The sequence below is a fragment of the Paraburkholderia sp. A1BS-2L genome, assembly GCF_051125205.1.
GTDB lineage: Bacteria > Pseudomonadota > Gammaproteobacteria > Burkholderiales > Burkholderiaceae > Paraburkholderia.
Map to the genome: position 1 here is coordinate 810572 of NZ_CP120430.1, position 14178 is coordinate 824749.

11 protein-coding genes are annotated in these 14178 nt (G+C 64.1%); all 11 read right to left on the minus strand.

Annotated features, from left to right (window positions below; all coding sequences use genetic code 11):
• Position 1: 1 nt before the first annotated feature.
• A complete protein-coding gene (locus P5W98_RS28235; RefSeq protein ID WP_421027996.1) occupies positions 2-184 on the minus strand; it encodes a hypothetical protein in 183 nt (60 codons plus the stop codon).
• Between the two features lie 25 nt (positions 185-209).
• Positions 210-698: an Hcp family type VI secretion system effector gene (locus P5W98_RS28240; RefSeq protein WP_421029157.1), complete on the minus strand. Its 489-nt coding sequence runs from the start codon at positions 696-698 to the stop codon at positions 210-212.
• Positions 699-882: 184 nt separating this feature from the next.
• Complete coding sequence (gene tssC / locus P5W98_RS28245) at positions 883-2370, minus strand: type VI secretion system contractile sheath large subunit (protein ID WP_421029156.1); 1488 nt, start codon at positions 2368-2370, stop codon at positions 883-885.
• A 61-nt stretch (positions 2371-2431) separates the two neighbouring features.
• Entirely contained in the window at positions 2432-2926 is a 495-nt protein-coding gene (gene tssB / locus P5W98_RS28250) for a type VI secretion system contractile sheath small subunit (RefSeq protein ID WP_421029155.1), read from the minus strand.
• Positions 2927-3302: 376 nt separating this feature from the next.
• On the minus strand, positions 3303-5990 hold the full coding sequence (locus P5W98_RS28255) for a type VI secretion system Vgr family protein (RefSeq protein ID WP_421029154.1): 2688 nt from the start codon (positions 5988-5990) through the stop codon (positions 3303-3305).
• Positions 5991-6085: 95 nt separating this feature from the next.
• A complete protein-coding gene (gene tssH, locus P5W98_RS28260; protein WP_421029153.1) occupies positions 6086-8731 on the minus strand; it encodes a type VI secretion system ATPase TssH in 2646 nt (881 codons plus the stop codon).
• Between the two features lie 32 nt (positions 8732-8763).
• The gene (gene tssG / locus P5W98_RS28265) at positions 8764-9747 is read right to left on the minus strand and encodes a type VI secretion system baseplate subunit TssG (RefSeq protein ID WP_434718538.1); all 984 of its coding nucleotides are present in this window, start codon (positions 9745-9747) and stop codon (positions 8764-8766) included.
• Positions 9711-11435 carry a type VI secretion system baseplate subunit TssF gene (gene tssF, locus P5W98_RS28270; RefSeq protein ID WP_421029151.1) on the minus strand — a complete coding sequence of 575 codons (1725 nt, stop codon included), beginning with the start codon at positions 11433-11435 and terminating at the stop codon, positions 9711-9713. Before tssF ends, tssG begins: the two co-directional genes overlap by 37 nt.
• A 50-nt stretch (positions 11436-11485) precedes the next feature.
• Entirely contained in the window at positions 11486-11893 is a 408-nt protein-coding gene (gene tssE, locus P5W98_RS28275) for a type VI secretion system baseplate subunit TssE (RefSeq protein WP_035535285.1), read from the minus strand.
• A 71-nt stretch (positions 11894-11964) separates the two neighbouring features.
• Entirely contained in the window at positions 11965-12453 is a 489-nt protein-coding gene (locus tag P5W98_RS28280) for an Hcp family type VI secretion system effector (protein ID WP_421029157.1), read from the minus strand.
• 184 nt (positions 12454-12637) lie between these two features.
• Positions 12638-14125 (minus strand): type VI secretion system contractile sheath large subunit, encoded by a 1488-nt coding sequence (tssC, locus tag P5W98_RS28285; RefSeq protein WP_421029156.1) that lies wholly within the window; start codon positions 14123-14125, stop codon positions 12638-12640.
• Positions 14126-14178 lie beyond the last annotated feature (53 nt).

Below are 14178 nucleotides of genomic sequence, written 5' to 3' on the forward strand. Positions count from 1 at the left end.
GTCATTCCAGTTGGCTCAGCGGGCCGCTGAACTTCGGCGTCGAGCCGTTGAATTTCACCTGCGCCGCGTTCGCGCTGAACGCATTGCCGACGCTCAGGCCGATATCGGTGGCGACCGGAAACTGGCCGAAGGGCTTGTCGTGAAATCGGATACGCCGAACGGCGGGGTGGTCACGTCCCGTCACCGCCCGCTCACCACGTTCAGCCCGTTCAGGACTTCGGTGCGAGCCACGAGTCTTCCGCCTCGATGCCGTCCGGGTCGAACGTCCATGTGATCTTCTCGTAGGTGAACGAGATATCCTCCATGTGGCCCATCTGCTTGTTCTCCAGCGCCAGGCAGTTCGGCGTCCACGCGCGTACGTTCGTCAGGATCGCGTTCGACAGCTTCACCGTGTAGTACTTCTCTTCCGTGCCCTTCGGCGAGATGCGGTAGTACTCCAGCGTCACGTCCTTCATCTGCTCGCCAGAGGTCAGCGCCTGGAACAGCTTGGGCGAGGACTTGTCGATTTCCTTGGTCAGCGTCATCGGCAGGTGCACCCGCTTGCCCGTGGGCAGCCCCGTCTGCGGGCTCTTCGGAATTTCAATGGTGTGGTCCACGGCCTGCACCAGGATCTTTCCCTCGTGGCCCTTGACCTTCGTCGAGCCTTCGATCTTTCCCTGGTTCTGGCCTTCGAGTACGAGATAGCACGGCATCGGCATGATAGTTTTCCCCGGTTTAACTGGTGGCAAGTCGTCAATGGCGCCAGGACTCGGCGCCCCGGCTGTTCTGCCCAGCTTTCCTGTGTGCGCTGCGCATGATTCACATCATGCAGGCGCTCCGTTAGCGCGACGTTTCAGCTGTGTTACATACGAAACATCGAACCGAAACTTCGCCGCGGCTCTTTTATTTCTTCTCCAGCTTGCCCACCAGCGACAGCGTGAACGACGCACCCATGTACTTGAAGTGCGGACGCACCTTCAGGTCCACCCGGTACCACCCCGGATCCCCTTCCACATCCGCCACCACGATCTCCGCCTGGCGCAGCGGCCGGCGGCTGCGCACCCCTTCGGCCGGATTGTCCATGTCCGCCACGTACTGCCGGATCCACGTGTTCAGCTCGCTCTCCAGATCCACACGCTCCTTCCACGTGCCAATGTGCTCGCGCTGGATCACCTTGATGTAATGCGCCAGACGGCTCACCACGAACATGTACGGCAGTTGCGTGCTCAGCTTGTAGTTCAGCTCCGCTTCCTTGCCTTCCTTCGTGTTGCCGAAGAACTTCGGCTTCTGCGCCGAATTCGCCGAGAAGAACGCCGCGTTGTCGCTGTTCTTGCGCATCGTCAGCGCGATGAAACCCTGCTCCGCAAGCTCGAACTCCCGCCGCTCCGATATCAGCACCTCCGTCGGGATCTTGTTCTGCAGCTCGCCCATCGACTCGTACGTGTACACCGGCAGGTCGCCCACCGTGCCCCCGCCCTGCGGCCCGATCACGTTCGCGCACCACCGGTAGTCCGCAAAGCTCGACGTCAGCCGCGAGGCGAACGCGAACGCCGCGTTGCCCCACAGGAACTGCCCGTTGCCGCCCGACACGTCTTCCCTGTAGTTGAACTTCTTCGCCGGCACCGTATCCGCACCGTACGGCACACGCAGCAAAAAGTGCGGCAGCGTCAGCCCCACGTAGCGCGCGTCCTCCGACTCCCGGAACGCGTTCCACTTGACGAACTGCGGACCCTCGAAGATCGACGACAGGTCCTTCAGGTTCGGCAACTGGTCGTAGGTGTCCACCCCGAAGAACTGCGGACCCGCCGCCGCGATGAACGGCGCATGGCTCATCGCCGATACGCTCGCCGCGTACTGCAGCAGCTTCACGTCCTGGGTGCCCGGCCCGAACTCGTAGTTCGCCACGATCGCGCCGAACGGCTGTCCGCCGAACTGGCCGTACTCCGCCGTGTACAGGTTCTTGTACAGCCCCGAATTGGTGATGTCCGCCGCATCCTGGAAGTCGTCGAGCAGCTTGCCCTTGTTCACGCTGAGCACCTGGATCTTGACGTTCTCGCGGAAGTTGGTGCGCTCGACCAGGAACTTCAGCGAGCGCCACGCCGACTCCATCTTCTGGAAATCGCCGTGATGCAGGATCGCATCGACCTGCGCGCACAGCTTCTGGTCCAGATCGGCGATCATGCTGTCCACCGTCGCCTGCGTGATGCGCTCCACCGCATGCTGCGGCTCGAGCAACTGCGAGATGAACGCCTGGATGCCCTGGCGCGTGATCGAATACGCCTCGTCGCCGGGCTTGATGCGCGCCGACTCGATCAGCTGATCGAGCAGCGAGCCCCCCGCGGCCGCCTGCTCTGCGACGGCCTGCTCCTGCTGCTTTTGCTCTTCACTCATGTGCTGTCCCCGAATGGATACGGACGAAATCGACGATATGGACGATGCCCGCCCGGCGCAATCACTTCTCGCCGATGCCCAGCTCGCTCAGAAGACGCGCGCGCACGCCCTCGTCCTCGATGAGATCCTGAACCCGCTTGCGGAAATCCGGGATGTTGCCCAGCGGCCCCTTGAGCGCCTTGAGCGCATCGCGCAGCGCAATCATCTGGCGCAGCTCCGGCACCTTCTCGACAATCGCGTCCGGCGAGAAGTCGTCGATCGACTCGAACTTCAGGTTCACCGCGAGCGCGGCGTCCGGATCGGCATTCGCTTCCAGACGGTTGGGCACCGCCAGATCCAGCGACAGTTTCTGCCCCTTGAGCACGTCGTTGAAATTGTCCTTGTCGACGTTGACGGGCTTCATTTCCTCGATCGGCGTATCGTCGTCGCGCAGCGTGAAGTCCCCCAGCACCAGCAGCTTCAGCGGCAACTCCACCTCCGCCTTGGCATCCCCTGTCGCCGGACGATATACGATATTGACGCGCTCCTTCGGAGCGACTGACCCGTCAGATGCCATGGCCGATCCCCTTCTTCTTTGTACCGCTTCGTTAGTTAGTAAACCCGAGCGCTTTTCTTACAGCGCGATGAGCATAGCGCTTAGCTATTCTTCACGCTACAAGAATCTGCCGCGCACCTATGGGCACCGCGAATCTTCAAGAAAGCGAACCTTCGTTCGCTGCTTTAAACAAGGGCTATCCGGCATCGACGACATGCCGCGCGGATGATTCCCGTGTTATTTTTTTGAAAACCTCGAAGTTATTGCCCTGCATACCTTAATAAAGCACATATAAAGCAGGAATACACATCCTGCCCCAGCTCATTTTGCAACGATTAAATGGAATGCATATCGGGTGATATGGGTCGTCAATTGCAATTCGATCCTCATACCGTTGTCATCCGAGCTGGATCAGCCTGCCGTTGATCTTGGCGGTCACCGCGGTCACCCTGAACGCATTGCCGGCCTCCAGGGCGACGTCCATGTCTGCCACAACGGAGAGCTTGGCGCCGGTGATCGATACGTTCGACACCGCCTCGACCGAAACGCCCGCACCGGCCTTGACGCCGACACTACCGGCCGTGGCCTCGATGCTGACAGCACCGGTATCGGCCTTGACGCCAACACCGGTACCGCCCGTGACGCTGGCGCTGGTGCCGGCTTTGACGCTGGCGGTGCTCGTGCCTTCGAGGCTTGCCATCGCGCCCTTCGCGGCGACGCCCTGGCCATCCACGACCACCGTGTTCGTGGCCGCCGCCGTCACCGTGACACTCAGGCTCGTGACGTCGATGCTGCCCTTGGCGGCGGCGTTCGTTACCGAGAACTCTCCCGTCAGCGGCGTCAGCTTAAGCTGTCCGCCGGCGGCGGCCACGCCGGCCATGGCCGTGATGCCGGAAATATCGAGGTCGATATTGCTCGAATAGGTCGGCGCGGCCGCAACGGCTGCGGCAATCGAATTACCGGCATTGCGCAGTACCCGGAACAGGTTGAGGCCGGCGCCGACCGCGCCCGCCATCTGCCCGGCCGTCGTGCCGTAACCCCACGGGTTGGCGAGGTCGAGCTTGCCGTTGGTCTTCTCCCCGCCGCCGAGGTACACGCCGGCAGTCACCGTGCCGCCCGCCGCGACGCCCAGCGCAGCATTGACGGCCGTGCTGATCTGCGCGGCGCGCAGAACCGATTTTTTCGCAGCCTGAACCGCCGTATCGATTGCCGGCTGCATCCCGCCGGAAAGCTTCAAGGTGGTACTGCCCTGCAGCTTGGCGTCGGTCTTCAGCATGACGGTTTCGGCGTCGCTCAGCGACACATTCCGTCCTCCGGTCCACCCGACATTCTGGCCCCACGTCACGTTCACGTTCGAGCCCAGCGTGTAATTGCTGTTCACGCCGGCCGAAAGCGCAACCGAGGTGCCGACCGTGATGGCGGTCTTCGGCCCGACCGTCACACCGTTGTTCGCGCCCACCGTCACGCTTTCCGAGGTGCCGGCCGTCGCCATCCACAGGCTGCCTCCGCCCTTCGGGTCGGTCGAGCCGATGCCCACCGAGCTGTTATGGAACGGCGAGTGCAGCCAGATCACTTCCTTGCCCTCGCCATCGCCCATGTAGACCTGATTGCCGCCCGCCGTGCTGATCCGGTTCGCCTGCGCGATCTCCTGCGTCACCACGCTGGGATTCTCCGAATTCGGCAGGCTGCCCACGATCACCGGCTGGTCGGGGTCGCCGTCGATGAACGACAGCAGCACCTCCGCATCCTTGTGCAGCGGAAAATGCATGCCGTGGTCCGTGCCTGCGTAGGGTGTGGCCATGCGCAGCCGCGCCGAGCCCTTATTCGGATTCTTGTCCGTCACGTCGAACGGCAACTGCACCTTGTACTGGCCGAACTCGTCGAGCTCCGCGTACTGGCCGTCGCCTTCGCTGTCGATCGTCGCGTTCATCGTGCCCGCCACGCGCGGCTTGGCCGTCACGCGCTCCGGACGGAACTGGGTCGCCGCGGGAATCGCGCGGAAGCTGTTGCGATAGGCGATTTCGCCGCCGCGCGCGCCGTCGCTGTACGGGCTCGCCACGCCGCTGAGCAGCGCGCCTGCCTGGGATCCCTGATGATGCACCTCAGTCACGAGGTACTCGCCGTTGAAGTCGTCGCGATAGTGATGCGAGAGCGTGCAGAAGTAGCCCGCGCGCAGCCCCATCGCCGTGCCTTCGCCGGAAAACACCTTGCTCGCGCAGACGATTTCCTGCGCGCGCAGCTTCGCGTAGCGCTCCCCTTCGTCCTGGGTGCGGAAGTTCTCGCCGTACAGCACGACTTCGCCGATCCCCGAATCCGAAACCGTTGCGCTCGCCTTCAACTGCAGCGCCGCCTTGCGGTAGTTGTAGTCCTGCAGTACGACTTCGTGCGGCAGCGGGCGCTGCCGGCACACGAAGTCGCGCACCGAATCGGCCGCCACACCCGTATCGAGCGAATCGTCGGGCCGGTACGAGACCGGCAGCGCCTGGGAGTCAAGCATGACCTTGTCGTCGACGACGACGAGCTTTTCCGTGCTGCCGGAATGGTCGAAGTAGTAGTAGATGCCTTCCTTCTCCATCCAGCGCGAGAGGAAGTCCAGATAGGTCTCCTGGTACTGGCACACGAAGCTGCGCGGCCGGTACGTGCCCGTGAGGCGGAACTCGTAGTCGGCCGAGTTGAGCCGGCCGTTTTCGAGCACCGTGCGCAGCGTGTCTACAATCGACTGCTCGCCGAGGTAGACCTCCGAGATGCGGAACAGCGACAGCCGCCACAGGCGCGGCACCAGCACGGCGCGGTAGAACACGTAGCCATCCGCGCGATGCAACTGCTCGAATTCGGCGAGGATGCCGTGCCGGGGCGTGCGGATCTCGCCCTCCGGGCCGTAAATCTCGAACGTCGCCGGGTGGCTCAGCATCGAATCGAAGTCGATCGACGCATCGTCCGATACCAGCGTGAGCACGAAACGGAACGGCTGCGAGATCGACTCGAACCCCTCCATTTCCACGACCGCGAACTTGTCCGCGCCAAACGCTTGCGAGCTGAACGCGAAGCGCTTGTTCGCCAATATCCGATCGGCCATTGAGACCATGCTGATTCTCCGTACAGGTGATTTCTTTCTATTCTCGCGGCGCTGCTTTGCTGCGAGATTGCAATCGCGTTACATCTGAAACGGTGCTTCGCGGCTCACGCGTGAGCGCCGGGGAAGGTCACGACGAACTCACCGTCCTCGTCCACGTCGAGCGCCACCTCTTCGAGCGCCTCGCCCTCGCTCATGCGTGCGAGAATCTCCTGCGACATCAGCGGCAGCACGTTGCCGCGCAGGATGAAGTCGATGTTGCGCGCGCCCGTTTCCACCTCCGTGCAGCGCGCGGCAATCTGTGCCACCACCGCGTCGCTATAGGTGAAGCGCATCTTGTTGTTGTGCGCGACGCGCCGCACCACCTTGTCGAGCTTCAGGCGCACGATGCCCGCGAGCGCCTCGCCTTGCAGCGTGAAGTAAGGAATCACGGTCATGCGCGCGAGCAGCGCGGGCTTGAAGTGATTCGAGAGGATCGGGCGCACCGCGGAAAGCAGCGTCGCCGCGTCGGGCTTGTCGTCACCGACCGTCATTTCGGTGATGACGTCGGTCGCGAGATTTGAGGTGAGGAAGATCACCGTGTTCGAAAAGTCGATTTCCTTGCCCTCGCCGTCCGAGAGCATGCCTTTGTCGAACACCTGGTAGAACAGGTTCATCACGTCGAGGTGCGCCTTCTCCACCTCGTCGAGCAGCACGACCGAATAAGGCCGCTGGCGCACCGCCTCGGTCAGGACGCCGCCCTCGCCGTAGCCCACGTAGCCAGGCGGCGAGCCGATCAGGCGGCTCACGTTGTGCTTCTCCTGGAACTCGCTCATGTTGATGACGGTGGTGGACTTCTCGTCGCCGAACAGGATGTCCGCCACCGAAAGCGCCGTCTCTGTCTTGCCCACGCCCGACGGTCCCGCGAGCAGGAACACGCCCATCGGCTGCTGCGGGTCCTTCAAGCCCGACTTCGCTGTCTTGAGCACTTCGGCGATCAGCTCCATCGCGTGATCCTGGCCGCGGATCCGCTCCTTGAGCGTGGCGGCCATGCCCAGTACGCTCTGCGCCTGGTCGCGCAGCATCTTGCCCACGGGAATGCCGGTCCAGTCGGAAATCACCCGCGCCACGACATCGGGATCAACGTCGATATGCACGAGCGGCTCGTCGCCCTGCGCGGTCCTGAATGCTTCGGCGGCCCCGGCGATCGCCTGCGCCAGCCGCTGCAGTTCCTCGGGCGCGGCGCCATTGGCCTTGGCCTCGTGGCGCGCCGTGCGCGCATCGAGCAGCACCTTCGCCGCTGCTTGCTGCCGCTGCCAGACTTCGCGCAGCGCCGCGGCTTCGGCAGCGAGGCTCTGCAACTCCGCGCCGATCGCTTCGAGACGCGCGCGGTCCACCGGCTGCTGGTTGTCCTCGTCGCGCTCGAGGCCGCGCTGTTCGCGCTCGAGCGCCTGAATGCAGCGCTCCTTGTCTTCGAGCACGTCAGGCTTCGCGCTTTGCAGCACCTTGACACGTGCGCAGGCCGTGTCGAGCAGGTCCACCGCCTTGTCCGGCAATTGCCGCCCCGTGATGTAGCGGCTCGACAGCTCGGCTGCGGCGATGATCGCGTCGTCGCGCAGCACCACTTTGTGAACGTCCTCGTACTTCTCCTTCAGGCCGCGCAGGATCAGCACCGCGGTGGCGAGATCGGGCTCATCGAGCTTGACGAGCTGGAACCGGCGCGCAAGCGCCGCGTCCTTTTCGAAGTACTTCTTGTATTCGGCCCACGTGGTGGCCGCGACCGTGCGCAGTTCGCCGCGCGCGAGCGCCGGCTTGAGCAGGTTGGCCGCGTCCGAAGTGCCGGCCTGGCCGCCCGCGCCGATCAGCGTGTGGGCTTCGTCGATGAACAGGATGATCGGTTTCGCCGATGCCTTGACTTCGGTGATCACGCCCTTCAGGCGGTTCTCGAATTCGCCCTTCACGCTCGCGCCGGCCTGCAGGAGGCCCATGTCGAGGCCGAGGATCGTCACGTCCTTGAGCGAATCGGGCACATCGCCCTCGACGACGCGCAGCGCGAGCCCTTCCACGACGGCCGTCTTGCCGACGCCGGGGTCGCCCACGCAGATCGGGTTGTTCTTGCGGCGCCGCGCGAGGATGTCGACCATCTGGCGGATTTCCGCGTCGCGGCCGAACACGGGATCGAGCTTGCCGGCCCGCGCCTTTTCGGTGAAGTTCTCGCAAAAGCGCGCAATGGCGCTACCGTCGGCGCCAGCGGGCGCCGCGGCCGCGCCCTCGCCGCCGCCGGACTCGCGCTCGCCCGCTTCGATCGAGCCGCCGCAGATCTGATCGAACGAACGCAGCAGGAGTTCGCGATTGAGCTCGCGCAGCGGCGCCGCGTAATCGCCCGTTGCGTAATAGGTCGGACGCGCGAGGAACGCCAGCAGCACGGCGCCCGAGCGTATGCGCGGCTCCTGCAGGTCGACCGAGGCGATGAGCCACGCGTCCTGCAGCAGCTCGAGCAGGAGCGGCGAGAACGCCGGACGGCCCGCGTTGCCCGTCTTCATGTCTTCGATCGAGAGATTGATGCCGCGCTGCACGAGCGCGGCGTCGATACCGTGCTGACGCAGCAGCAGCGCGAGGTCGGCCTGGATATCCTCGAACAGCTTGACGAGCAGGTGCTCGACTGTGATCTCGTAGTGGCCGCGCGACACGCACAGCCCCACGCCATCTTCGAGTGCCTGCTTGCAGTAGGCGTTCAGTCGCCCCACGAGGGGCTTGAGCTCGACCAGCAGCATGTTGGTTCTCCTCTCTTGTTCTATCCGTAGCGTTAAAGGCGGTAGCGGACGCGTGTGGGCAGATCGGCCAGCCCGGGATTGAGCCACGTGTCGTAGCCGAGCCGCGACCAGGTGCTGCAACCACAGCGCGCCGCGTGCGCCTCCTCGCGGCACAGATCGAGCTCGACTTCCACGTCAAGCGGATCGATCAGGTAAAAGCGCGTGAGAAAGCGCAGCCGCGCATGCCCCGCGCCGCCCGGCAGCAGTTGATGAAAGAGCGGCTGCGGCACGTCGGCGAACTGCACCTTGATCGTGCCGCCGTAATCGTCGATCAGCTCGCCCAGCCATGCATCGTAGCCAAGATGGCTGCCCTGGGCACCGAGTTGCCAGCGCTGGTCGGCGGGAATCGGCTGGGCGCGCCGCAGGCCGCATTCGACGCGGATCCGCGCCGGCGCGAACGCGTCGGCCAGCATCGTCTTCAGGCCGAGCGCCGAGCGCGGCCGCTGGTTGAAGAGGCCCGCGTAGCGCAGCAACTCCGCGCTGGCCGGCAGCAGCTCGACGCGCAGGTCCGCATCGTTCAGCCCGACAAACGCGTAGAGATGATTGAGCACCGTCTCGTCGCGGTCCTCGACGATGCGCTGCTCGATGCGGTACTTCGCCCACGCGTCGAACAGCAGCGGATACAGCGCGTAGTGAACGATGTCGAGAAAGTCGCGCGTGACATGACGTCCCTCGCGCTGCTCCTCGAACAGATCTTCGGTGTAGTACGTCGGCAGCGGCGAGGACACGCCATACAGGCCGAAAAAGTTGGCCGTGATGCGATAGCCGCCGCCGGGCAGCGCCTCGATGCGGTCGATGTCGTTTTCGGGGAAGCCAAGCCCGAGGCGCGGGCGCACGCGCAGATTCTCCTGGCGCAGGCCCGTATGCCGGTCGTACAGCCGCAGCAGACGGATCGCCTGAAACCAGGAGTACTTCTCACCGTTCGTGAGCAGCAGGTCCTTTACAGCGTCGGCTGTTGCCCGAGTCTCTGCGGCCATTTGAAGACGGTTCCTGAATGCGCGCCTTCGAGCTCGACGCGGGTGTACGAATTGATGCCGGCGTAATCGCCGAGAAAGCGCTCCAGCACGCAGCCGAACAGATACAGGTCGCCGAGCCCGGCGTAGTGATCTTCGCGGCAGCGCATGCGGATGAGCTGGCCGCGCTGGATACCGCCGCGGCCGACGAGGCGCGTCTCGCGCGTGACGCTCAGCTCGAGAATGCCTTCGATGCGCCGGCGATTGGCCGCCTCCGGTCCCTGGCGCCCCGAGAACACGTACAGGCCGAGCAGTTTGCGCAGGTTCTCCGCGTTGGCAAGGGAAAGCAGGTTCAGCGAGACGTGCGAGATGAGGCACCACAGCAGTTCCTCGCCGGCCGGCGGGTCCTGGGCGGGCGTCACCGCACGGATGTTGCTGAACGTCATCTGGTCCGGCGAGGTGCTGGTGGGCTGGCTGATGTCGCCGAGCTTGAGACTCTCCGGCAGCGCGCGGTTCGTGCAGGTGATGCGGATCGACAGCGTCTCGGGCAGCGGCGTATCCGAGGGTGGATAGTTGAGCGAGAGATAAACTTCGCTGCCGCGCTCCACGTTCGCGCTGCGCACCGAGGTGCGGTAGCTCAGCTGCGCGCCGCGCCCGTCGTGGCGGAACATGCCGAAGGGCTGGTAGACGCGCTCTCGCGCCTGGCCTTGCTGGTAGCCCAGCACCTGGTCGACCGAGTAGACCTGGTGATGGCGGCGGTCCCGCCCTTCGGGCACGACGCGGTATTCGGTAGCGCGATGGTTGTGCGCGATCGGATCAGCCGCGTGAGAGAACACGTTGATGGCCGGGACCACGTTGAGCATGAAGCTTTCGTTGCCGATCTCGGGCAGCCATTCGGGGAGCGAATCGAGCGTCATGACCACGCTGAAGCTGGTCCCCTTCGCGTTCGCCGTCCAGCGTTGCAGGCCCGCGATGTCGACGAACAGGAACTTCTCCGGCTGCGTGAAGAACTCCTGGATCGTGCGGTAGCCGCTGAACGCCTGGCTCGGATAGGGCAGCAGATCGTGGTCGAAGCCGCTCATGCGCAGGCACTTCGCGCCGAGCGAGAGCCGCTCGCCGTTGCCGCTCGAAATGCGCACGCCGACGACGTGGTTCATCAACAGCAGCAGCAGCTTCGAGGCATCCACATAGCCACCGCCGAGAAACAGCCGCAGGCTGTCGCCGCCCCACTGCGCGATGGACAGGCCGCCCTGCATCTCGAAATCGATCATGAGCACGGGCGCGGCGCCCGCGTGGCTCAGCAGATTGACCTCGGCGATGGCGAGCGGCTCCACATCGAGATCGCAGGCAGTGCGAAAGCGGCACGGCGTGCCATCCACCGGCACCGACGCAAGCTCGGTGCCAGCCGCCACGCGCGCCGCCTGCGAGCGCGGCCCTTTCGCGGCGAAACGGATCAGCGTGGACGCCGGCACGGGCCGCAGATAATGCGGGAACAAAAGGTTCGTGAGCTCCTGGACGAACTCAGGGAATTCGTCGTCGAGCTTCTGGCGCGTAAGGCCCGTGAGGAACGCCACGCCTTCGAGCAGGCGTTCGACGTCGGGGTCCGCGGACGCGCCCGAAAGCATGGGCGCAATCGCGGGATTGACCCGCGCGAACTCCGCAGCCAAGCCTTTCAGCTTGTTCAGCTCATCCAGGTAATATTGATTGAACATGGCTGCCCGACTGACTGACACAGGAGCGGAAAGATATGTGGACCCGACGCTCAGGCAATGCTCACCCGGCCGTTGGCGCCCACCGTTGTCGATATGCGTAGCGGAATTTCGCGGTCGTCCACTTCCAGCGCTCCTTCGAGCGCGAAGCGGATCGACAGCACGTCGGTCTCCTCGCGATTGAGCGTGACGCGCGGCGACTTGATTCGCGGCTCGTAGCGCAGCACCATGCGGCGGATCTCTTCCTCGATCTCGCGCGTCGAGCCCATCGCCGTCGTGCCCGCGAGGTTCGTGAAGTCGGGCACGCCGAACAGCGGGTCGATCTGCACACTGCCTTGCCGCGTGTTGAGCAGGCGCGTGAGGTGATTCATCACCGAGCGCACGAGCACGTCCACCTGCGTCTGGTTAGTGCGGGCGTCGCCCTCCTCGCCCGCCTCCCAGCTCGCAATCCGTTCGAGCAACCGACGCTCTTTCACCCCCGCCCCCGCTTTGTCAATGCATTGTCACCGCCCGCTCACCACGTTCAGCCCGTTCAGGACTTCGGTGCGAGCCACGAGTCTTCCGCCTCGATGCCGTCCGGGTCGAACGTCCATGTGATCTTCTCGTAGGTGAACGAGATATCCTCCATGTGGCCCATCTGCTTGTTCTCCAGCGCCAGGCAGTTCGGCGTCCACGCGCGTACGTTCGTCAGGATCGCGTTCGACAGCTTCACCGTGTAGTACTTCTCTTCCGTGCCCTTCGGCGAGATGCGGTAGTACTCCAGCGTCACGTCCTTCATCTGCTCGCCAGAGGTCAGCGCCTGGAACAGCTTGGGCGAGGACTTGTCGATTTCCTTGGTCAGCGTCATCGGCAGGTGCACCCGCTTGCCCGTGGGCAGCCCCGTCTGCGGGCTCTTCGGAATTTCAATGGTGTGGTCCACGGCCTGCACCAGGATCTTTCCCTCGTGGCCCTTGACCTTCGTCGAGCCTTCGATCTTTCCCTGGTTCTGGCCTTCGAGTACGAGATAGCACGGCATCGGCATGATAGTTTTCCCCGGTTTAACTGGTGGCAAGTCGTCAATGGCGCCAGGACTCGGCGCCCCGGCTGTTCTGCCCAGCTTTCCTGTGTGCGCTGCGCATGATTCACATCATGCAGGCGCTCCGTTAGCGCGACGTTTCAGCTGTGTTACATACGAAACATCGAACCGAAACTTCGCCGCGGCTCTTTTATTTCTTCTCCAGCTTGCCCACCAGCGACAGCGTGAACGACGCACCCATGTACTTGAAGTGCGGACGCACCTTCAGGTCCACCCGGTACCACCCCGGATCCCCTTCCACATCCGCCACCACGATCTCCGCCTGGCGCAGCGGCCGGCGGCTGCGCACCCCTTCGGCCGGATTGTCCATGTCCGCCACGTACTGCCGGATCCACGTGTTCAGCTCGCTCTCCAGATCCACACGCTCCTTCCACGTGCCAATGTGCTCGCGCTGGATCACCTTGATGTAATGCGCCAGACGGCTCACCACGAACATGTACGGCAGTTGCGTGCTCAGCTTGTAGTTCAGCTCCGCTTCCTTGCCTTCCTTCGTGTTGCCGAAGAACTTCGGCTTCTGCGCCGAATTCGCCGAGAAGAACGCCGCGTTGTCGCTGTTCTTGCGCATCGTCAGCGCGATGAAACCCTGCTCCGCAAGCTCGAACTCCCGCCGCTCCGATATCAGCACCTCCGTCGGGATCTTGTTCTGCAGCTCGCCCATCGACTCGTACGTGTACACCGGCAGGTCGCCCACCGTGCCCCCGCCCTGCGGCCCGATCACGTTCGCGCACCACCGGTAGTCCGCAAAGCTCGACGTCAGCCGCGAGGCGAACGCGAACGCCGCGTTGCCCCACAGGAACTGCCCGTTGCCGCCCGACACGTCTTCCCTGTAGTTGAACTTCTTCGCCGGCACCGTATCCGCACCGTACGGCACACGCAGCAAAAAGTGCGGCAGCGTCAGCCCCACGTAGCGCGCGTCCTCCGACTCCCGGAACGCGTTCCACTTGACGAACTGCGGACCCTCGAAGATCGACGACAGGTCCTTCAGGTTCGGCAACTGGTCGTAGGTGTCCACCCCGAAGAACTGCGGACCCGCCGCCGCGATGAACGGCGCATGGCTCATCGCCGATACGCTCGCCGCGTACTGCAGCAGCTTCACGTCCTGGGTGCCCGGCCCGAACTCGTAGTTCGCCACGATCGCGCCGAACGGCTGTCCGCCGAACTGGCCGTACTCCGCCGTGTACAGGTTCTTGTACAGCCCCGAATTGGTGATGTCCGCCGCATCCTGGAAGTCGTCGAGCAGCTTGCCCTTGTTCACGCTGAGCACCTGGATCTTGACGTTCTCGCGGAAGTTGGTGCGCTCGACCAGGAACTTCAGCGAGCGCCACGCCGACTCCATCTTCTGGAAATCGCCGTGATGCAGGATCGCATCGACCTGCGCGCACAGCTTCTGGTCCAGATCGGCGATCATGCTGTCCACCGTCGCCTGCGTGATGCGCTCCACCGCATGCTGCGGCTCGAGCAACTGCGAGATGAACGCCTGGATGCCCTGGCGCGTGATCGAATACGCCTCGTCGCCGGGCTTGATGCGCGCCGACTCGATCAGCTGATCGAGCAGCGAGCCCCCCGCGGCCGCCTGCTCTGCGACGGCCTGCTCCTGCTGCTTTTGCTCTTCACTCATGTGCTGTCCCCGAATGGATACGGACGAAATCGACGATATGGACGATGCCCGCC

Coding starts and splice junctions, on each gene's coding strand:
- P5W98_RS28255 (WP_421029154.1), bottom strand. CDS start 5,990: ATGGTCTCAATGGCCGATCGGATATTGGCGAACAAGCGCTTCGCGTTC.
- P5W98_RS28240 (WP_421029157.1), bottom strand. CDS start 698: ATGCCGATGCCGTGCTATCTCGTACTCGAAGGCCAGAACCAGGGAAAG.
- tssG (WP_434718538.1), bottom strand. CDS start 9,747: ATGGCCGCAGAGACTCGGGCAACAGCCGACGCTGTAAAGGACCTGCTG.
- tssH (WP_421029153.1), bottom strand. CDS start 8,731: ATGCTGCTGGTCGAGCTCAAGCCCCTCGTGGGGCGACTGAACGCCTAC.
- tssC (WP_421029156.1), bottom strand. CDS start 14,125: ATGAGTGAAGAGCAAAAGCAGCAGGAGCAGGCCGTCGCAGAGCAGGCG.
- P5W98_RS28280 (WP_421029157.1), bottom strand. CDS start 12,453: ATGCCGATGCCGTGCTATCTCGTACTCGAAGGCCAGAACCAGGGAAAG.
- tssF (WP_421029151.1), bottom strand. CDS start 11,435: ATGTTCAATCAATATTACCTGGATGAGCTGAACAAGCTGAAAGGCTTG.
- tssC (WP_421029156.1), bottom strand. CDS start 2,370: ATGAGTGAAGAGCAAAAGCAGCAGGAGCAGGCCGTCGCAGAGCAGGCG.
- tssB (WP_421029155.1), bottom strand. CDS start 2,926: ATGGCATCTGACGGGTCAGTCGCTCCGAAGGAGCGCGTCAATATCGTA.